Annotated in this window: 23 protein-coding genes; 7 read left to right on the top strand and 16 right to left on the bottom strand. The window is 72.6% G+C overall.

The features are described from left to right. Positions 1-22: 22 nt before the first annotated feature. From ACYU8V_RS05500 to ACYU8V_RS05510, 3 genes are all read right to left on the bottom strand, one after another. Entirely contained in the window at positions 23-1,006 is a 984-nt protein-coding gene (locus ACYU8V_RS05500; RefSeq protein WP_460845774.1) for a TIGR03557 family F420-dependent LLM class oxidoreductase, read from the bottom strand. 124 nt (positions 1,007-1,130) lie between these two features. Then, on the bottom strand, positions 1,131-1,301 hold the full coding sequence (locus tag ACYU8V_RS05505) for a CsbD family protein (protein ID WP_460845775.1): 171 nt from the start codon (positions 1,299-1,301) through the stop codon (positions 1,131-1,133). A 125-nt stretch (positions 1,302-1,426) separates the two neighbouring features. Continuing rightward, a complete protein-coding gene (locus tag ACYU8V_RS05510; protein WP_460845776.1) occupies positions 1,427-1,945 on the bottom strand; it encodes a hypothetical protein in 519 nt (172 codons plus the stop codon). A gap of 3 nt (positions 1,946-1,948) precedes the next feature. On the opposite strand from ACYU8V_RS05510, the gene ACYU8V_RS05515 reads away from it, so the two are divergent. Then, the gene (locus ACYU8V_RS05515; protein ID WP_460845777.1) at positions 1,949-2,179 is read left to right on the top strand and encodes a DUF2283 domain-containing protein; all 231 of its coding nucleotides are present in this window, start codon (positions 1,949-1,951) and stop codon (positions 2,177-2,179) included. Positions 2,180-2,188: 9 nt separating this feature from the next. On the opposite strand, the gene ACYU8V_RS05520 is transcribed toward ACYU8V_RS05515, so the two are convergent. From ACYU8V_RS05520 to efp, 4 genes are all read right to left on the bottom strand, one after another. Further along, complete coding sequence (locus tag ACYU8V_RS05520; protein ID WP_460845779.1) at positions 2,189-3,274, bottom strand: MinD/ParA family ATP-binding protein; 1,086 nt, start codon at positions 3,272-3,274, stop codon at positions 2,189-2,191. 83 nt (positions 3,275-3,357) lie between these two features. Continuing rightward, positions 3,358-4,731, bottom strand: a complete 1,374-nt coding sequence (locus tag ACYU8V_RS05525) for a dihydrolipoyl dehydrogenase family protein (protein WP_460845780.1) — start codon at positions 4,729-4,731, stop codon at positions 3,358-3,360. 50 nt (positions 4,732-4,781) lie between these two features. Further along, complete coding sequence (gene nusB, locus ACYU8V_RS05530) at positions 4,782-5,189, bottom strand: transcription antitermination factor NusB (RefSeq protein WP_460845782.1); 408 nt, start codon at positions 5,187-5,189, stop codon at positions 4,782-4,784. Then, positions 5,189-5,755: an elongation factor P gene (efp, locus tag ACYU8V_RS05535; RefSeq protein ID WP_460845783.1), complete on the bottom strand. Its 567-nt coding sequence runs from the start codon at positions 5,753-5,755 to the stop codon at positions 5,189-5,191. Before efp ends, nusB begins: the two co-directional genes overlap by 1 nt. A 288-nt stretch (positions 5,756-6,043) precedes the next feature. Here efp and ACYU8V_RS05540 point away from each other — a divergent pair, with 288 nt between their 5' ends. The 3 genes from ACYU8V_RS05540 to ACYU8V_RS05550 all read left to right on the top strand — a co-directional run bounded on the left by ACYU8V_RS05540 (position 6,044) and on the right by ACYU8V_RS05550 (position 7,968). Then, entirely contained in the window at positions 6,044-6,583 is a 540-nt protein-coding gene (locus tag ACYU8V_RS05540; RefSeq protein WP_460845784.1) for a hypothetical protein, read from the top strand. A gap of 72 nt (positions 6,584-6,655) precedes the next feature. Next, entirely contained in the window at positions 6,656-7,411 is a 756-nt protein-coding gene (locus tag ACYU8V_RS05545) for a hypothetical protein (protein WP_460845785.1), read from the top strand. Further along, a complete protein-coding gene (locus tag ACYU8V_RS05550; protein WP_460845786.1) occupies positions 7,408-7,968 on the top strand; it encodes an RNA polymerase sigma factor in 561 nt (186 codons plus the stop codon). The genes ACYU8V_RS05545 and ACYU8V_RS05550 overlap by 4 nt, the downstream gene beginning before the upstream one ends. Here the strand turns inward: ACYU8V_RS05550 and ACYU8V_RS05555 are convergent. Further along, positions 7,955-8,383, bottom strand: a complete 429-nt coding sequence (locus ACYU8V_RS05555; RefSeq protein ID WP_460845787.1) for a type II 3-dehydroquinate dehydratase — start codon at positions 8,381-8,383, stop codon at positions 7,955-7,957. The genes ACYU8V_RS05550 and ACYU8V_RS05555 overlap by 14 nt on opposite strands. Then, entirely contained in the window at positions 8,380-9,480 is a 1,101-nt protein-coding gene (aroB, locus tag ACYU8V_RS05560) for a 3-dehydroquinate synthase (RefSeq protein ID WP_460845789.1), read from the bottom strand. The genes ACYU8V_RS05555 and aroB overlap by 4 nt, the downstream gene beginning before the upstream one ends. A gap of 51 nt (positions 9,481-9,531) precedes the next feature. On the opposite strand from aroB, the gene ACYU8V_RS05565 reads away from it, so the two are divergent. Then, positions 9,532-10,038 carry a SigE family RNA polymerase sigma factor gene (locus ACYU8V_RS05565; protein WP_460845790.1) on the top strand — a complete coding sequence of 169 codons (507 nt, stop codon included), beginning with the start codon at positions 9,532-9,534 and terminating at the stop codon, positions 10,036-10,038. After that, on the top strand, positions 10,035-10,769 hold the full coding sequence (locus ACYU8V_RS05570; RefSeq protein WP_460845792.1) for a hypothetical protein: 735 nt from the start codon (positions 10,035-10,037) through the stop codon (positions 10,767-10,769). The genes ACYU8V_RS05565 and ACYU8V_RS05570 overlap by 4 nt, the downstream gene beginning before the upstream one ends. Positions 10,770-10,835: 66 nt before the next feature. Here ACYU8V_RS05570 and ACYU8V_RS05575 read toward each other — a convergent pair whose 3' ends face one another. The 4 genes from ACYU8V_RS05575 to ACYU8V_RS05590 are packed head-to-tail and all read right to left on the bottom strand — an operon-like array spanning position 10,836 to position 13,899. Continuing rightward, entirely contained in the window at positions 10,836-11,351 is a 516-nt protein-coding gene (locus tag ACYU8V_RS05575; RefSeq protein ID WP_460845794.1) for a shikimate kinase, read from the bottom strand. Further along, on the bottom strand, positions 11,348-12,526 hold the full coding sequence (gene aroC, locus ACYU8V_RS05580) for a chorismate synthase (protein ID WP_460845797.1): 1,179 nt from the start codon (positions 12,524-12,526) through the stop codon (positions 11,348-11,350). Before aroC ends, ACYU8V_RS05575 begins: the two co-directional genes overlap by 4 nt. Positions 12,527-12,546: 20 nt before the next feature. Beyond that, positions 12,547-13,287 carry a prepilin peptidase gene (locus ACYU8V_RS05585; protein WP_460845799.1) on the bottom strand — a complete coding sequence of 247 codons (741 nt, stop codon included), beginning with the start codon at positions 13,285-13,287 and terminating at the stop codon, positions 12,547-12,549. 9 nt (positions 13,288-13,296) lie between these two features. Next, positions 13,297-13,899: a hypothetical protein gene (locus ACYU8V_RS05590; RefSeq protein WP_460845801.1), complete on the bottom strand. Its 603-nt coding sequence runs from the start codon at positions 13,897-13,899 to the stop codon at positions 13,297-13,299. Positions 13,900-13,949: 50 nt separating this feature from the next. On the opposite strand from ACYU8V_RS05590, the gene ACYU8V_RS05595 reads away from it, so the two are divergent. Beyond that, entirely contained in the window at positions 13,950-14,681 is a 732-nt protein-coding gene (locus tag ACYU8V_RS05595; RefSeq protein ID WP_460845803.1) for an SDR family NAD(P)-dependent oxidoreductase, read from the top strand. Position 14,682: 1 nt separating this feature from the next. On the opposite strand, the gene ACYU8V_RS05600 is transcribed toward ACYU8V_RS05595, so the two are convergent. Genes ACYU8V_RS05600 through ruvX form a run of 3 tightly spaced genes read right to left on the bottom strand, consistent with a single transcriptional unit; the run spans position 14,683 to position 17,112 of the window. Beyond that, positions 14,683-15,513: a shikimate dehydrogenase gene (locus ACYU8V_RS05600; RefSeq protein WP_460845804.1), complete on the bottom strand. Its 831-nt coding sequence runs from the start codon at positions 15,511-15,513 to the stop codon at positions 14,683-14,685. After that, complete coding sequence (gene mltG, locus ACYU8V_RS05605) at positions 15,513-16,649, bottom strand: endolytic transglycosylase MltG (RefSeq protein ID WP_460845805.1); 1,137 nt, start codon at positions 16,647-16,649, stop codon at positions 15,513-15,515. Before mltG ends, ACYU8V_RS05600 begins: the two co-directional genes overlap by 1 nt. Next, positions 16,642-17,112, bottom strand: a complete 471-nt coding sequence (gene ruvX, locus ACYU8V_RS05610; RefSeq protein WP_460845806.1) for a Holliday junction resolvase RuvX — start codon at positions 17,110-17,112, stop codon at positions 16,642-16,644. The genes mltG and ruvX overlap by 8 nt, the downstream gene beginning before the upstream one ends. Between the last annotated feature and the right edge of the window lies 1 nt (position 17,113).

The raw sequence follows: 17,113 nt of genomic DNA on the forward strand, positions 1-17,113 counted from the left end.
GAGCCCACCCTACCCCGTGCGGTCAGCCGGCCGAGCGCAGCCGCTCCAGCAGCGGCTCGGCCGCCTCGTCGAGGAACTGCCGCTGGTAGCGGTCGCCGACCTGCACCATGGCGACGTCGGTGAAGCCGGCGCGCGGGTAGGCCAGCACCGCTTCCGCGATCGCGTCGAGGTCGGGCCCGCACGGGATGGAGCCCGCGACGTCCTCCTCGCGGACGTACTGGCTGGCCGCGTCGAAGCCGCGCACGTCGGGAAGGTCGGCGTTGACGCCCCAGCCGCCGCCGAACCAGCGGAACTGCTCGTGCGCGAGCTTGCGGGCCTCGGCCTCGTCCGGTGCCCAGCAGATCGGGACCTGGCCGATGGCCCGCGCGGGGTCGCCGACCCGCGGGGCGCCACCGGTCGCGTTCCACTTCTCGACGATGTCGGCGGACGGCTCGACGGCGATCAGGTGATCGGCCAGCGGTGCGAGGGCCTTGATCGAGCGCGGCCCGCTCACCGCCGTACCGATGGGGACGGGGCGATCGGGGAGGTCCCAGAGCCTCGCGGCGTCGGCCGCGTAGAACTCGCCGGCGTGGTCGACGGTCTCGCCGTCCAGCAGGCTGCGGATCAGCTCGATCGCCTCGACCAGCATCGCGTGCCTCGTCTCGACGCCGGGCCAGCCCTCGCCCACCACGTGCTCGTTGAGCCGCTCGCCCGCGCCGAGCCCCAGCGTGAACCGGTCCTCGGACAGCAGGGCCAGCGTCGCGGCCTTCTGGGCGACCACGACCGGGTGGTACCGCACGGTGGGACAGGTCACGTAGGTCATCAGCCCCACGCGCTCGGTCGCCTGGGCGACCGCGCCCAGCACCGACCACGCGTACGGCGCGTGCCCCTGCTCCTCCAGCCAGGGTGAGTAGTGGTCGCTGCAGACCTCGAAGTCGAAGCCGGCCCGCTCCGCGGCGGCGGCGTACTCGACCAGGTCGCGGGGTCCGCTCTGCTCGGTCATCAGGGTGTAGCCGAAATCAGTCATAAGGGGCGGGTACCCGCTTCCGCCGATCGCTCACGTGGCCTGGGCCCGGCCGGACAGACGACGACGGAGGGACCCGAGAGTCCCTCCGTCGTCACGTTCTTTCGCGGCTGGGCCGCTCAGGGCATCAGCTGAAGGCGTCCTTGACCTTCTCGCCGGCCTGCTTGAGGCCGCCCTTGACCTGGTCGGCCTTGCCCTCGTTCTCGAGGTCCTTGTCGTCGCCGGCCTTGCCCAACGCCTCCTTGGCCTCGCCCATCTTCTCCTGGGCGGTGTTCTGGAGCTTGTCGTCGAGACCCATGTCGATCTCCTTCTCGTTCGATCGGGATGCGGACGCCCCCTCCGTACCCGAGGACCCGAGGAGGATGCGTCAGAGGGCGCCGGCCATCCCCGCACACGCCCGCAGCCAGGCCCGCTTCATGCTCTCTAGGCGGACGTCCCGGGATTGATCCGGTCGTGATCGACCACCTCGACCGCCCCGCTCCTCGTCAAGGCGAACTGGACGCTGTTCCGCCAGCGCGGCAACTTCCGCTGGAGACCGCGCAGAAGGTCGATCGACTCCTCGTCAGAGATGCCTGAAGTGATCGACCAGTCCAGCCCGGACCCGACGACGTCGCTGACAATCACCACCTCGACCGCCAACAGGACGCGCCTCCAATCGGCCAGCGACAGAGCGCCGGTCTCCTCGATCCGCTTCCACAGTGCCCAGGCATCTCGCGAGAGTGTCGCAGCATCGGCGAACCCCATGGCCACCGCGATTTCGTCCGTCGGGTTCGCGGGCCCGCCCCAATCCAACAACGCCGCGCGCAGCAAGCGCCGTTCGTCATCAGTCAGATCGACAGAAAGCGGCGATTCGGGAGTCACATCGTGATGCTGCCACGCCACTCCTCGCTCGAGCACGAAACAGAAGAGGGGACGCTGCGGCCCGCGGGCGTGGAGGATCACCTCATGCGCATGACCCATGACCGCGAGGCGGACGCCGCTTACATCTACCTAGTCGACGAAGTCGCGCCGGGCGAGGTCACGCAGACGCGGGTCGCCGACGTTCCCCTGGACCGCGCCGCCATCGCAGTCGACTTCGATGCGGATGGCCGGATCATCGGCCTCGAGATCCTCGGCGCAAACCGCGTGTTGCGGAGCAGCACGATCGCCGCGGCGTCGGACATCACGCGGCAATGACCGTCGACGTCAGAGGGCGCCGGCCATCCCCGCACACGCCCGCAGCCAGGCCCGCTTCGTGGCCTCGGAGAGCTGGTCGTAGGGCACGACCGAGCCGGAGACGAGCGCCGGGTCGTAGGGCATCCGGTAGACCGAGCGGGTGCGCTGCTCGTAGACCTGGGTGAGGTCGGCGGCCAGCTTCGGGTCGACCTTGTCGCTGGGATCGGAGAGCACCGTCACGGTCTTGTACTTGAGGTTCTGGTAGCCGGCGTCCTGGAGGGCGTCGAGCATCCACAGGCCGCTGTAGCCGGTGTCCTCGCGGATGGTGCTGGTGACGACGAGCAGGTCGGCGGCCTCGGCGGCGGCCAGCCAGTTCTCGGCACGCATGTTGTTGCCGGTGTCGACCAGGATCACCCGGTAGAAGCGCTCGAGCAGGTGGTGGACCTCGGTGAAGTCCTTGGCGTGGATCTGGCCGGTGACGTCGGGGCGCTCGTCGGAGGCGAGCACGTCGAAGTGCGCGTCGCCCTGGGAGCGCACGAACGCGCCGAGGTCGCCGATCCGCGACTGGTAGACGTCCTTGAACCGGCCGAGGTCCTCGAGCAGCTCACGGGTGGTGTTGCGGTGCGCGCTGCGCGAGCCGCGGATGCCGAGCGTGCCGCGGGTCTCGTTGTTGTCCCACGCCACCACGCCGCCACCACGGACGGTGCCGAAGGTGTAGCCGGCCGCCAGGACGCCGGTCGTCTTCGCCGCGCCTCCCTTCGGGTTGACAAACGCGATCGTCCGCGGGCCGTCGAAGTCCTTCTGGATCTGGCGGCGGTCCTGGTGGTGGGACAGCTCCTTGGCGCCCATCCGCGGGCGGATCAGGCCGCCGCTCCAGCGGCGTACGCGGCCACGCCAGCCCCACGTCGCCGGGCCGAGCTCGGCGCTGCTGTCGCGGCGGTCGAGGAAGTCGGTGGCCGACATGAACCGGCGCGGCTCCTCGGCCACCGGGGCGGCCGGCGCTGGCGGTGCGGCCGGCGGGTACGTCGGCGGCGGGCCGACCGGGGGCGGCACTGTGGGGCGCGGACCGAGTCCGGACATCGGGTCCGGACCGACGGGATCTGCGGGCTGACTCACCGGGCACCACCTCCGAGCAGGTTGTACGGCGAGGCCAACCTACCCGAGCGCGGACCGCTCCAATCCCCCTGTCAGGCCCTCAGTCAAGCGAGGTCTGCGAGTGCCGTCTCGATGGCGCGGTGGAAGGTCGGATAGGCGAAGTGCATGGCCCGCAGCGTGGCGATCGGCACCTCGGCATGGACCGCGGTCGCGACCCAGCCGAGCATCTCCCCACCGGAGGGGCCGACGGTCGTGCCGCCGATCAGGATGCCCCTGCTCGCATCGGCGACGAGCTTGATCACCCCGGCGCCGCCAGGACCGTGCAGCCAACCGCGGCTGGAGGAGGCGAGGTCGGTGACGCCGACCTGCACGTCGATGCCGGCCTCGCGCGCCTGCCTCTCGGTCATGCCGACCGACCCGACCTCCGGGTCGGTGAAGGTCGCCCGGCCCACGGCGCGGTAGTCCGCCCACGGCCCGTCCTGGCCGAGGATCGAGCGGATCGCCACCGCCGCCTGGTACATCGACACGTGGGTGAACGCGCCCTTGCCGGTGATGTCGCCGATCGCCCAGAGCCCGTCCGCGACGCGCATCTGCTCGTCGGGGTCCAGCGCACGGACGGACGGGTCGAGGCCGACTGCATCCAGCCCGATGTCGGCCAGGTTGGTCCGCCGGCCGGCCGCCACCAGCAGCTCGGCGGAGCGGATCGACGTACCGTCGGCGAGGGTGAGCTCGAAGCCACCGTCGTGACGCACCGCGGAGGCCCCGACTCCGGTCAGGACGGTGACACCGTCGGCCTCCAGCGCCTCGGTCACCACCGAGGACGCCTCCGGCTCCTCCGGCCCGAGGATGCGCTCCCCGGCCTCCACCACCGTCACCGGTACGCCGAAGCGGGCGAACGCCTGGGCGAGCTCGCAGCCGATCGCTCCCCCGCCCAGCACGACCAGGCTCTCCGGCAGCGTCGTCACCTGCACCGCGTCGCGGTTGGTCCAGTACGGCGTGTCCGCCAGCCCGTCGATCGGCGGGACCGCCGGCTCGGTGCCGGTGTTGAGCACGACGCCGCGGCGGGCGGTCAGGTCCACCGGCCCGTCGGCGGTGTCGACCCGGACGGTGCGCGGCCCGGTCAGCCGACCGGTCCCCCGCACGAAGCGCGCGCCGGCCTTCTCGAGGCGCTCCACCGCGACCTTGTCGTCCCAGTCGTCGGTGGCCTCGTCGCGGATGCGGCGCGCGACCGGGTCCCAGCTGGGCCGGACCTCGACGGCCCCGGCGACACCGGGGATCCGCCGCGCCTCGGCGACCAGGCCGGCCGCCCGCACCATCATCTTCGAGGGGATGCAGCCGAAGTAGGGGCACTCGCCGCCCACCAGCCGGCGATCGACGCCGACCACCTCGAGCCCGGCCTTCGCGAGCTCCGCCGCAGCGTGCTCGCCGCCGGGCCCGAGCCCGAGGACAACGACATCAACCTCCGTGGAGTCGGTCATGGGACCGACCCTACGGAGGTCGTGGTCAGGGGACCAGCGTCAGAGCCGCCTCAGATGAGGGCGGACTTGTAGCGCACGATCGCGCCGAGGACGCCGTTGACGAACGACGGCGACTCGTCGGTCGACAGCTCGGTCACCAGCGCGAGCGCCTCGCTGACCGCCACCGGGTCCGGGATGTCCTCGGCGAAGAGGATCTCGAAGGCGCCGATGCGCAGCACGTTGCGGTCCACGGCGGGCATCCGCGCGAGGGTCCAGCCCTCGGCGTACTCCTGGAGGACCTCGTCGATGCGCTCCTGGTGCTCGGTGACCCCGCGCACCAGCACCTCGGTGTAGGGGTTGCTCGGCGCCTCGGACTCGGCCGAGACCCGGGCCAGCGCCTCGACGCCGGTCTCGCCGCGCATGTCGGCGGCGTACAGGACGTCGAGCGCGCGCTTGCGAGCCTTGCTCCGGGCGGACATCAGCCCTTCACGCGGGAGAGGTAGGAGCCGCCGTCGCGGGTGTCGACCTTGATCTTCTCGCCGTTCTCGATGAACAGCGGGACCTGGATCTCGGCACCGGTCTCGAGGGTCGCCGGCTTGGTGCGGCCGGTGGCGGAGTCGCCCATGACGCCCGGCTCGGTGTAGGTGATGGTGAGTTCGACCGACGCGGGGAGCTCGACGTACAGGACCCGGCTCTCGTTCATCGCGATGATGACGTCGGTGTTCTCGAGCATGAAGTTCGCGGCGTCGCCGACGATCTCCGGCTCGACCTCGACCTGCTCGTAGGTGGTGCCGTCCATGAACACGTAGTTCTGGCCGTCGTTGTAGAGGTACTGGTAGGTCCGCTTGTCGACGGTGGCCGTCTCGACCTTGGTGCCGGCGTTGAAGGTCTTGTCGACGTTCTTGCCCGTCTCGACGTGCTTGAGCTTGGTGCGGACGAAGGCGGGGCCCTTGCCCGGCTTCACGTGCTGGAACTCCACCACGGTCCAGAGCTGACCCTCGAGGTTGAGGACCATGCCGTTCTTGAGGTCGTTCGTGGTTGCCATGCGCGTCTCTCGCCCCTGCCGATGTCCTGAGTGTGTCAAAGAAGTACGACGCGGGCTCGCCCGCGCGCGTAGGTCCGGTCGCTCGGCGTACCGAGCGGCGCCCGAGTCTAGTCGTCGGGGACGCGAGTTCCGAAACCGGTGACGGGTCGCCCCGGCCGCGGGAACGGTACGACGGCGGCACGGACCACCGAGGCATGTAATGCCCCGGCTCCTCGGTGACATGAGCGGAGTGACCGAGCACGACGGGACGTGCCCGCCACCCACCCGCTCTCGGACAGGAGTAGACCCATGCGCAAGCTCAGCCCGTTCCAGATCGCCGCCGGATCGACCGCCCTCATCCTCGGCACGCTCGGAGGCGCGTACGCCGTCGAAGCGGCCACGACGTCGCCCGGCGGCAGCTCCCAGGTCGACCCGACCGACGCTCCCTCCACCGACGCCACCGAGACCCCGGAGACCGAGGCCCCCGAGACGCCGGAGGCCACCGAGACCGACACGCCGGAGACCGAGTCCCCCGACGCCGACCAGACCGACGACCCGTCCGAGGCCGCGACCGACGACCAGGGTGACGACAGCCAGGGCGAGGGCGATCACCACGGCGACCACAGCCAGGGCGACCACAGCCAGGGCGACCACAGCCAGGGCGATGACAGCCAGGGCGACGACGGCCAGGGCGACGACAACGAGTCCGAGGCGCCGGAGACCCCCGAGGCCACCGAGACCGAGGGCGACCACCAGGGCCGCGGCGACGACCAGTCCGAGACGCCCACGCCGACCGACGACCCGACCGACGACGCCACGGACGACGGTGGCCACAGCGGCCGCGGCTGATCGGTCCGACGACCGGGTGGGCCTGCTCCGCGACGCTACGCTGAGCGGGCCGACCCGGCACCAGGAAGAGCCATGACACGACCCGATCCCGACCTCACGGTCCCTGTTCCGACCACACCGGCGGACCCGGCGTTCTCCGAGCAGCTCGGACTGCTCGCGGCCGCGTCGGTGCCCACCACGGCGGGCAGCGCCACCCCGCGCTGGGTCGTCGGTGTCGCCGCAGCGGCGACCGTGATCGCCGTGAGCGGCGCGGGCGCCCTGGCGGCCGCGCACATCGACAGCGACCGCTCGCCGCACCCGCACAGGCCCACGACCGCGGTGGCGACGCCGAGCTCCACCGCGAGCGACGACGCGACGTCGGTCCCGGAGGAGGACGACACGTCCCCCGCGGGGACCGATGACCACGACCACGGCGGGCGGACGGGCGACGATCGGTCGCCCGAGAACCACCAGGGCACCTCCGGCGACGACCAAGGCTCTGGCAGCGGCAGCCGCGGCGGTGACGACAGCACCGGCACCAGCGGCAGTGACGACGGCTCCGGGTCGAGCGGATCGAGCGGGTCGGACGACACGAGCGGCGACACCAGTGGGTCCGGCTCCGGGTCCGGCGACGGGACCAGCGGCGGAGACGGCGGCACGAGCGGCAGCGGACGGGACGACCCGAGCCCCACCGCCTCCGGCACCAGCGACACGAGTGGTCGCGGTGGGAGCAGCGGAGGCGGTGGTTCGGGCGACCCGACCAGCGGCACCGACCGTGGTACGAGCGGCCATGACGGCAGCACGTCCAGCAGCGCACTCGGGATCAGCGGAGGCCAGGACGGCGCGTGACGAACCGCGACGACCTCGTCGAGCGCGCGAGGAGCGGAGAGGCGGACGCCTGGAGTGAGCTGTACGAAGCCACCACCGGGCGTCTGCTGGTCTGGTTGCGCACCCGGCCGAGCCGCGACGTCGCCGTCGGCCCTGAGGACGTCGTGTCCGAGACCTGGCTGGTCGCGGCGCAGTCCATCGCGGACTTCACCGGCGACCGGGACGCCTTCGCGGGTTGGCTCTTCGGCATCGCCCGCAACGTCTCGCTCAACGTGCAACGCCGGAGCGAGCGCCGGCGTACCGACCCGACCGACAGCGACCTGCGCCCCGAGCTGTGGGGCGTGGTCGACGGGGTCGCCGAGTCCGTCGCCGCGAGCGACTGGGTAAGCCGTCAGCTCGCGACCCTCTCGCCCCGGGAGGCCGACGTCCTGGCGGCGATGGAGGTCGCGGGACTGGATGCGCGGCAGACCGCCGCGGCGCTGGACATGTCGGTGACCGCCGTCCGCGTCGCGCGGCACCGGGCACTCCTGCGGCTGCGGCGCACCGTCGAGCCGCGCACGACCGCTACGCCTGTGTGAGCTCCGCGAGGGCGAGGCGGTAGCCCTCGATGCCGCGACCGCTGATCGTCGCGATCGCGTGCGGCTCGACGTAGGAGGTGTGCCGGAAGACCTCCGGGCGCTCCTTGGGCTCGGAGATGTGGACCTCGACCAGCGGCGCGGTCAGCTGGGCGCAGGCGTCGTACAGGGCCAGCGAGTAGTGGGTCCACGCGGCGGCGTTGAGGACGACCGGGGTGGCGTCGTCGGCTGCCTCGTTGAGCCAGTCGAGCAGCTCGCCCTCGTGGTTGGTCTGGCGCACCTCGACCTCGAGCCCCAGATCGGCGCCCCACCGCACGCAGAGGTCGGCGAGCTCGGCATGGGTGGTGTGCCCGTAGATCTCGGGCTGACGCTTGCCCAGACGGCCCAGGTTGGGGCCGTTGAGCACCAGCACCCTCATCGCGCGCCACCCGCCATGACGTCGTACGCCGCCCGCAGGTCGGCCTCGCTCGGCCCGGTGAGCACGACCGGCGCGGCCAGGTCGTCGAGGACCACGAAGCGCAGCGTGTTGCCGCGCGACTTCTTGTCGACGCGCATGCCGGCCAGCAGCGTGTCGAAGTCGGCGCCGGCGTAGGTCGTGGGCAGGCCGACGGCCGCGAAGGCAGCGGCGTGCCGGGCGGCGAGCGCGTCGTCGATGTGACCGGTGCGCCGGGCGAGCTCGGCCACGTAGCAGCAGCCGATCGCGACGGCCTCGCCGTGGCGCATGGTGAAGCCCTCGGCCCGCTCGATCGCGTGCGCCATCGTGTGGCCGTAGTTCAGCACCTCGCGGCCGGGGTGGCTGTCTGCTCCCCCGGTCTCCTTGAGGTCGGCGACGACCACGTCGACCTTGACCTGGATCGCGCGCTGCACGAGCTCGGGCAGGATCTCGCCCGCGGGGTCGGTGGCAGCGGCGGGGTCCTTCTCGACCAGCGCCAGGATCTCGGGGTCGGCGATGAAGCCGCACTTGACGACCTCGCCCATGCCGGCGACGAGCTCCTCGCGCGGCAGCGTGAGCAGCGTGTCCAGGTCGACCAGCACCCCGGCGGGCTCGTGGAAGGCGCCCACCAGGTTCTTGCCGGCGGCGGTGTTGATGCCGGTCTTGCCGCCGACCGCCGCGTCGACCATGGCGAGCAGCGTGGTCGGGACGTGCACGACCCGGACACCCCGCAGCCACGACGCGGCCACGAAGCCGCCCACGTCGGTGGTCGCTCCCCCGCCGAAGGTCACCACGGCGTCGGACCGGGTGAAGCCCGACTCCCCCAGCGCGTCCCAGCACTCCGCGACGACGTCGGCCGTCTTGGCCTGCTCCCCGCTCGGCAGGCCGAGCGCGAGGACGTCGTAGGACGGACGCAGCACGTCGAGCACCGGCTCGGCGAGCTCGGCCAGCTCGGCGGCGTACAGGAACGCGACCCGCTGGACCTGATCGCCGAGGACGGCCGGCAGCCGGCCGGCGATCCCGCGCCCGATCACGACGTCGTACGGCGATGCTCCGCCCACGTGCAGCACGGTCTCGCTCATGACGCCGAGCCTAGATGCAACCCCAGGGCGGGTCCCATCCGTTGGAGGGCTGTGAGACGCGACCACGAGGACGAGTACGAGGCGTTCGTCCGGGACCACCGGGGCGAGCTGCTCGCCACCGCCCTGCACCTGACCGGCGACCCGCACCTGGCCGAGGACCTCGTCCAGACCGCGCTCGTGCGGCTCTACGTGGCGTGGGGCCGGGTGCGGCGCATGAACGTGGGCGGGTACGCCCGCCGCACCCTGGTCAACTGTTTCATCGACCACCGCCGCCGACCGTGGGTGCGTCGCGAGCACAACGCCGACACGGTGCCGGACCGGCCCGCCGTCGCCTCCGCTGCCCCGGTCGACGCCGACCTGGTGGCCGCACTACTCGCGCTGCCCCCGCGGATGCGGGCCGTCGTCGTGCTCCGGCACGTCGAGGACCGCTCCGTCGAGGAGGTCGCCGAGGTCCTCGGCTGCTCGACCGGCAACGTCAAGAGCCAGACCGCCCGTGCGCTCGACAAGCTCCGCGCGCAGCTGTCCCTGAACCCGCCCCTGGAGAGGAACCAGTCATGAACGACCTGCTCGACCAGCTCGGTGCCCTGCGCACCGCTCCCGTCCCGACCGACGACGCGACCGTCTCGGCGGACGTACGCCGCGGCCGGCGGGCCGTCGGGCGCCGGCGTGCCGTCCGCGGCGCCGGTGTCGCCGCCTGCGCCCTCGCGCTGGGCGGCGTCACGACCGCCGTGGTGACGTCCGCCCCCTCGTCGCACAGCGCCGGGGTCCGCCTCGTCGACTACACGGGCGCCCAGCTGCCCGGCTTCACCGTGGCCAAGGTGCCCGACGGCTTCGTGCTGCAGGGCGCCACGGCGTACTCCCTGGACATCGCGAAGCCCGGCGACACCAGCAGCCTGGACGACTTCGAGGGGAAGATCGTGGTGAGCGTGGAGGCGAACGCCCCCGCCGGGACGAGCACCGCACCGCGCCACGTGGTGCGGTCGCAGCGTGGCGACATGCTCGTCAAGAACGGGCGGGGCGTCTGGCTGGTCCACCGGGACGGGACGCGCGAGCGGGTCGCCGGGACGTCCGCGCCCACGGCCCCGGGCACGACCGGGCCGATCGACGTGGACGGCTCCGCCGGGACGATCACCACCAACGGCGAGGGCACCAAGACCTTCCGCTACTCCACCGACGGCCGCACCGTCGTGATCCAGGTCTGGCCGACGATCACGCTGTCCGACGCCCAGATCCGCGAGCTGGCCGACGGCGTCACCGTGACGGCCGCCGCCAGGAACAGCGTCGGCTGAGCGACGACGACGGACCCGACGGAGGGGCCATGGGTCAGCCGGCCCATGGCCCTTCCGTCTGCGCTCTCAGGCTCCGAGCCGCTCGGCGATCTCGTCGGCGACCGCCTCGGGAGAGCGGCCGTCGGTGTCGACGGTGATCGTCGCGACGGACTCATAGATCGGGGTGCGCTCGTCGAGCAGGGACTTGATCCGGGTGCGGACCCCGCCCACGGCCTGGTTGAGCACGGGACGGCTCTCGCCCAGGCCGATCCGGCGTACGGCGTCGGACAGGCCCACCTTGAGGAAGACGACCGCGTGACCCTGCAGCGCCGCGCGGGTCGCGGGATCGAGCACCGCTCCACCGCCCAGGCTCAGCACGCCACCGTGCTCGGCCAGCGCGGTCGCGACGGCGTCGCGCTCGAGCGCGCGGAACGCGGCCTCGCCGTCGGTGACGAAGATGTCCTGGATCTCGCGACCCGTCGCGGTGACGACGTCGTCGTCGGTGTCGCGGACCGGCAGGTCCCAGCGCCGGCCGAGCAGCCGCGCGACCGTGGTCTTGCCGGCGCCCATCGGTCCCACGAGGACCGCGCGCGGAGCGGTCACCGGTAGCGCAGGTTCTCGAGGTAGCTGTCGACGTTGCGCTTGGTCTCGCCCAGCGAGTCGCCGCCGAACTTCTCGGTCACGGCGTCGGCGAGCACGAGCGCGACCATGGCCTCGGCGACGATCCCGGCGGCCGGGACCGCGCACACGTCGGAGCGCTGGTGGTGGGCAACGGCCTCCTCGCCGGTCGCAACGTCGATGGTGCGCAGCGCCCGCGGGACGGTGGCGATCGGCTTCATGGCGGCGCGGACCCGCAGGGCCTCGCCCGTGGTCATGCCGCCCTCGGTGCCGCCGGAGCGTCCGGAGGTACGCCGGATCACTCCGTCCTCCTTGACGATCTCGTCGTGCGCCTGGGTGCCCGGGGTGGCGGCGAGCTCGAACCCGTCGCCGACCTCGACGCCCTTGATCGCCTGGATGCCCATCAGCGCACCGGCGAGGCGCGCGTCGAGGCGCCGGTCCCAGTGCACGTGCGAGCCGAGGCCCGGCGGCAGCCCGTAGACGACGACCTCGACGACACCGCCGAGGGTGTCGCCGTCCTTGTGCGCCTGGTCGATCCGCTCCACCATCAGCTTCGACCCGTCGGGGTCCAGGCAGCGGACGGGGTCCTCGTCGAGCCGCGCGACGTCGTCGGGCGTGGGCAGGTCGCGGGTCGGCGTACGGACACCGCCGATCTCCACGACGTGGGACACGATGCGCGCGCCGGTCGCCTGCTCGAGGAAGTTGCTGGCCACGCGGCCGAGGGCGACGCGGGCCGCCGTCTCACGAGCGGACGCGCGCTCCAGCAGCGGGCGGGCGTCCTCGAAGTCGTACTTCTGCATGCCGGCCAGGTCGGCGTGGCCGGGGCGGGGCCGGGTCAGCGGCGCGTTGCGCGCCATCGCGGCCAGCTCGTCGGCGTCGACCGGGTCGGCAGCCATGACCTTCTCCCAGCGCGGCCACTCGGTGTTGCCGATCTGGATCGCGACCGGGCCGCCCTGCGTCTCACCGTGGCGTACGCCGCCGGTGATCGTGACCTCGTCCTGCTCGAACTTCATCCGCGCGCCCCGGCCGTAGCCCAGGCGGCGGCGGGCCAGCGAGTCGGCGATGTCATCGGTCGTGACCTCGACGTGGGCGGGCAGGCCCTCGAGGATCGCGACCAGTGAGGGGCCGTGCGACTCCCCCGCGGTCAACCAGCGCAACATGGGGCAATCCTCCCATGGGGTCAGGCCACGGGCAGGACCTGTCCCAGCAGCACCGCGAGCAGCGCGCCGATGAGCAGGAACGGACCGAAGGGCAGGTGCCGCTTGCCGAGGCCGCCCAGCACGCCCTCCTCGCGCTTGACGGTGTTGCCGAGCAGCCGCATCACCGGCAGCGCGACGAGCATCGACAGCGCGGCGAGCAGGACCGAGAGCAGCAGGGTCATCACGCCGAACGGTCCGACGGCGAGGCCCAGCAGGGCACCGAGGCGTACGTCGCCGCGCGCCATCATCCGCGGGCTGATCCGCCACATCAGCCCGTAGTAGCCCCCGATCAGCACGAACCCGAGCGCCGAGGCGGCCGCGTAGCGCCAGTCCGGCCGCGCGGCGCTCGCGACGAGGACGAGCACCCCGACCACGGCGTACGACGGACGGATGATGCGCGTGGGCAGGTACCAGGTCACGTAGTCGATGACGGCGAGCGCGATCCCCACGGGCAGCAGGAACAGCAGCCACGGCAGTGCCCAGCTCCATCCGAGCGCCGCACCCAGCGCGGCCCCGGCGAGGCCGGCGGCCACCACCGATCCGGGCAGCAGCCGCGGGCGGACGGCCAGGTCGGCGTACGGGACCTTGGCGGGGTACTCCCCCGGCTTCTCGTCCGGGTCCGGCTCCGGCTCGGGGACCGAGCCGATGATGCGCGGCACCAGCAGGCCGCCGGCGGCACCGATCACGGCGCACGTGACTGCCGGGACGAGGTGCCACTCCATGGCGGCAACCTACCGAAGGCGGCGCACCGGTCGGCTGGAGATGGCCTCGTGATCGGCGTACAGCGGGAGCTCGGCCATCGTGCGCTCCAGCGTCTCCGGCGGGCCGAAGAGGCGGGTCGGGTCGAGGTAGACGTCCTCGGCGAAGAGCTCACTGACGATGGCGCGCACCGGCGGGCTCCCGGGCGTGAGCGTGCGGGCGACCGCGTCGCGGACGTAACCCTGCCGCAACGGGTGCAGCGCGGCCGAGGACGGTGTGTGCACCACCTGCCAGCCGTGGAAGAACTCGTCCTCGGTCAGGCGATCGGGCTTGGGGAACCAGGTCAGGTGGGTCAGCAGCTCCCCGTCCGCCGCGTCCGCGACGGGCTGGGGCACCGACTCGGTCACCAGGTAGGCATCCCCGGACACCTGCTCGGCGAGGGTGGGCCAGACGTCGACGGAGTCGACCCAGATCTCGGCCAGGCCGCGCAGCCGGGGGCCGTCGCCCATGAGCAGCGTGGCGTTCGGCAGGTCGGCCGCGACGGACACCTGCAGGCCCCGCTGGCCGGGGAGGGCGAGCGCGGCGGCGGCACGGGCGGCCTCGTCGCTCCAGAGCAGGACGTCGATCTTCTCCACCGTCGGGCCTCCACATCCGCGCTAAGTAGAACGTGTTCTACCATAGCGCCATGGACACCCCCGCCCGCCCCCAGCGCTTCACCGGCCGCCGCGTCGTCGTCACCGGAGCGGCCGGTGGTCTCGGCCAGGTCGTCGCCGAGCTCTTCCGCGCCGAGGGAGCCACCGTCGTCGGCACCGACGTCGCGCCCGCCGACGGGGTCGTGCCCTGCGACCTGGCCGACGACGCGCAGCGCGGCGCCTTCGTGGCCGATGCCCTCGCCACGCTCGGCGGGCTCGACGTGCTGTGCAACGTGGCAGGCATCCAGAAGTTCGCCGCGGTCGGCTCGATCACCGCGGGCGACCTGCGCCGCCACTTCGACGTCAACGCGCTCGCGCCGCTCATGCTCGCCCAGGACTTCTCCGAGGCGCTGATCGCCAGCGGCGGCAACGTCGTGTCGGTCGCCTCGATCTCCGGCGTCATGGCGCAGCCCTACAACGTCCAGTACTGCGCCTCCAAGGCCGCCCTCGTCGTGGGCATGCGCGCGCTGTCGATCGAGCTCGGCAAGCACGGCGTGCGGGTCAACTGCGTCTCCCCCGGCGGCATCGACACCCCGCTGATCACCGCCGCCGCGGCCGGCCTGCCCGAGGACGCGGACTGGAACCTGGTGGGCCGCAGCATGTCGGTCATGCCCGGGTTCATGCCGCCGGTCGAGGTGGCCGAGAACCTGCTGTACCTGGCCTCCGACGCGGCGCGCTCGGTGACCGGGGCGAACCTGGTCGTCGACCGCGGCGTCGTGTGGTGAGTCAGCTCCCCTGACGCGGCGCGCGGGCGGCGAGCGCGGCCTCGCCGGCGGTGCGCATCGCGTCGAGCGGCCCGGGCTCACCGGTGAACATCGCGAACTGCAGCACGGCCTGGTGGACCAGCAGGTCGAGCCCCGACACCACGACGTGACCGGCGTCGGCCGCGGCCGCGGAGAGCGGCGTGGGCCAGGTGTTGTAGGTGACCTCGAAGAGCACCGGCGTGCCGGTCATGCGGGCGACCAGCTCGGGCGACTGGGCCGCGACGGGGATCGTCGACACGACGACGTCGGCGGCCCGGGCGTCGGTCAGGTGGATCACGTCGACCTGGGGAGCCCTCGGGTGCGCCAGCAGAGCACCGATCGTCTCGGCCGCCCGACCGGGATCGCGGACCGCGAGCCGGAGCCGCTCCACCCCGAGCTCGATGAGAGCCAGGCCGGTGCTGGCCGCGGTCGCCCCGCCCCCGAGCACGACGCCCTCGCGCAGCGGACCGGACCAGCGCTCACGGATCGCCGCCACGGCGCCCGGCAGGTCGGTGTTGTCGGCGAGCCACCCGAGGTCGTCCTGGTCACGCACCAGCGTGTTCGCGCCGCCGGCCAGTCGCGCGCGGTCCGTGACGCCGATCGCCGCGGCGAGCGCCTCGCGCTTCAGCGGCGCCGTGACCGACAGGCCGCGGACGTCGTCGCCGGTGGTCCGCAGGAAGCCGGCCAGCCCACCGGCCGGCACCTGCACGGCGTCGTACTCCCACCCGGCCAGGCCGAGCGCGTCGTACCCGGCACGGTGCAGGACCGGCGACAGGGAGTGGGCGATCGGGTCGCCGATGACCGCGCAGCGCATCAGCAGGCGTCGGAGGTCTTGCAGTACTGACGCAGCTGCTCGGTGGCGGCCTGGTGCTGCGCGTACGTCGTCGAGAACACCGTCTTCCCGGTCGCGAGGTTCACCACGACCCAGTACAGCCACGGCCCCTTGGCCGGGTGCAGGGCGGCCTTGATGGTCTCGATGCCCGGGTTGCCGATGGCACCCGGCGGCAGTCCCTGGTGGGTGTAGGTGTTGTACGCCGACTGCACGGCCCGCTCCGCGGCGGTGGTCCACACCTGGCCGGTCAGGTTGTTGGCATAGGAGACCGTCGCGTCGGACTGCAGGGGCATCCCGATCCGCAGCCGGTTGTAGATCGCGCGGGCGACCTTCGGGTAGTCCGCGCTGCGGCTGGCCTCGTACTCCAGGATGCTGGCCACGATCACGGTCTGCTCCGGGTCGAGGTTCACGGCCTTCGACGCACCGACGAGGTCGATCGATGCCGCCTCCTGCTTGAACTTCGCGATCATCTGCGTGAGCAGCTGGGTCGCGGTCTCCTTCGGCGAGATCGTGTACGTCGCCGGGAACAGGTAGCCCTCCGGGTCGCCGTGGGCGTACGCCGGGAGCCCCAGCTTGCCCGGCTTCGCCAGGGCCTGCTTCAGCGCGGCCCGCGTGATCTTCGAGTGCGCGGCGACGAGCTCGATCACCGTTGCGGTGCGGGTGCCCTCGGGGATCGTCACGACGCTCTGGTCGAGGTTGGCCGGGTCGACCAGCACGGCCACGACGTCGGAGGCCTTCATCTGGCGCTTCAGCAGGTAGCTGCCCGGCTGGATCCCGGTCGCGTCGGCGTTGTGCGAGGCGGCCGACACGAACGCGTCGGAGGACTTCACGACGTCGAGCTTCTTCAGCGCGTTGCCCATCTCGCGGATGGACTCGTCCTTCGCGATGGTGAAGCTGACCCGCCCGGTGCCGGGGCCGGGGTAGTCCGGGTCGCCGGCGAGCCGGTCCTTGAGCCAGCTGCCGCCGGCGTACACGATCCCGCCGAGAACGACGAGCAGGACCACCAGCACGAGCGCGGCCGGCGCGGAGCGGCGACGGCGCGGCGCGCGGTGGCTGTGGTTCTGCGGCGTCGGCGTCTCGCTGCCGTGGAACCCGGGCACCCCGGTCGGATCACTCATCGGACTCCTCGGACTCGGTGACGACCAGCTCTCCCGGCGGGTTGCCGGTGGCGCGCTCGCTGTCGAGCGCGTGCTGCAGGATCACCATCGCCGCGGCCTGGTCGATGACGGCCCGGCGATCGGCGCCCTTGCGCTGATCGCGCAGCATAGCCTCCGCACTCACGGTCGTGAGCCGCTCGTCGACGAGGCGCACCGGCACGGGTGCGATCTTCGCGGCCAGGCGCACGGCGAGGTCGCGGGCCTTGTCGGTCGAGGCGGTCTCGCGCCCGTTCAGCGAGCGCGGCAGGCCCACGAGGACCTCGAACGCCTCCGCGTCGGCCACCAGCCGGGCCAGCCTGCGCAGGTCGCCCTTGCCCCGGCGTACCGTCTCGACGGGGGTGGCCAGCATGCCGCTGGGATCGCTGCGCGCGACACCGATCCGGGCCTCCCCCGGGTCGATGCCGAGCCGTACGCCGAAGCGCACC

The organism is Nocardioides ultimimeridianus (assembly GCF_054777895.1).

Bases quoted from the DNA above. Each gene is read 5' to 3' on its own strand.
- ACYU8V_RS05500 (WP_460845774.1), bottom strand. From the start codon at position 1,006: ATGACTGATTTCGGCTACACCCTGATGACCGAGCAGAGCGGACCCCGC.
- ACYU8V_RS05505 (WP_460845775.1), bottom strand. From the start codon at position 1,301: ATGGGTCTCGACGACAAGCTCCAGAACACCGCCCAGGAGAAGATGGGC.
- ACYU8V_RS05515 (WP_460845777.1), top strand. From the start codon at position 1,949: ATGCGCATGACCCATGACCGCGAGGCGGACGCCGCTTACATCTACCTA.
- ACYU8V_RS05525 (WP_460845780.1), bottom strand. From the start codon at position 4,731: ATGACCGACTCCACGGAGGTTGATGTCGTTGTCCTCGGGCTCGGGCCC.
- nusB (WP_460845782.1), bottom strand. From the start codon at position 5,189: ATGTCCGCCCGGAGCAAGGCTCGCAAGCGCGCGCTCGACGTCCTGTAC.
- efp (WP_460845783.1), bottom strand. From the start codon at position 5,755: ATGGCAACCACGAACGACCTCAAGAACGGCATGGTCCTCAACCTCGAG.
- ACYU8V_RS05540 (WP_460845784.1), top strand. From the start codon at position 6,044: ATGCGCAAGCTCAGCCCGTTCCAGATCGCCGCCGGATCGACCGCCCTC.
- ACYU8V_RS05545 (WP_460845785.1), top strand. From the start codon at position 6,656: ATGACACGACCCGATCCCGACCTCACGGTCCCTGTTCCGACCACACCG.
- ACYU8V_RS05555 (WP_460845787.1), bottom strand. From the start codon at position 8,383: ATGAGGGTGCTGGTGCTCAACGGCCCCAACCTGGGCCGTCTGGGCAAG.
- aroB (WP_460845789.1), bottom strand. From the start codon at position 9,480: ATGAGCGAGACCGTGCTGCACGTGGGCGGAGCATCGCCGTACGACGTC.
- ACYU8V_RS05570 (WP_460845792.1), top strand. From the start codon at position 10,035: ATGAACGACCTGCTCGACCAGCTCGGTGCCCTGCGCACCGCTCCCGTC.
- aroC (WP_460845797.1), bottom strand. From the start codon at position 12,526: ATGTTGCGCTGGTTGACCGCGGGGGAGTCGCACGGCCCCTCACTGGTC.
- ACYU8V_RS05585 (WP_460845799.1), bottom strand. From the start codon at position 13,287: ATGGAGTGGCACCTCGTCCCGGCAGTCACGTGCGCCGTGATCGGTGCC.
- ACYU8V_RS05595 (WP_460845803.1), top strand. From the start codon at position 13,950: ATGGACACCCCCGCCCGCCCCCAGCGCTTCACCGGCCGCCGCGTCGTC.
- ACYU8V_RS05600 (WP_460845804.1), bottom strand. From the start codon at position 15,513: ATGCGCTGCGCGGTCATCGGCGACCCGATCGCCCACTCCCTGTCGCCG.
- mltG (WP_460845805.1), bottom strand. From the start codon at position 16,649: ATGAGTGATCCGACCGGGGTGCCCGGGTTCCACGGCAGCGAGACGCCG.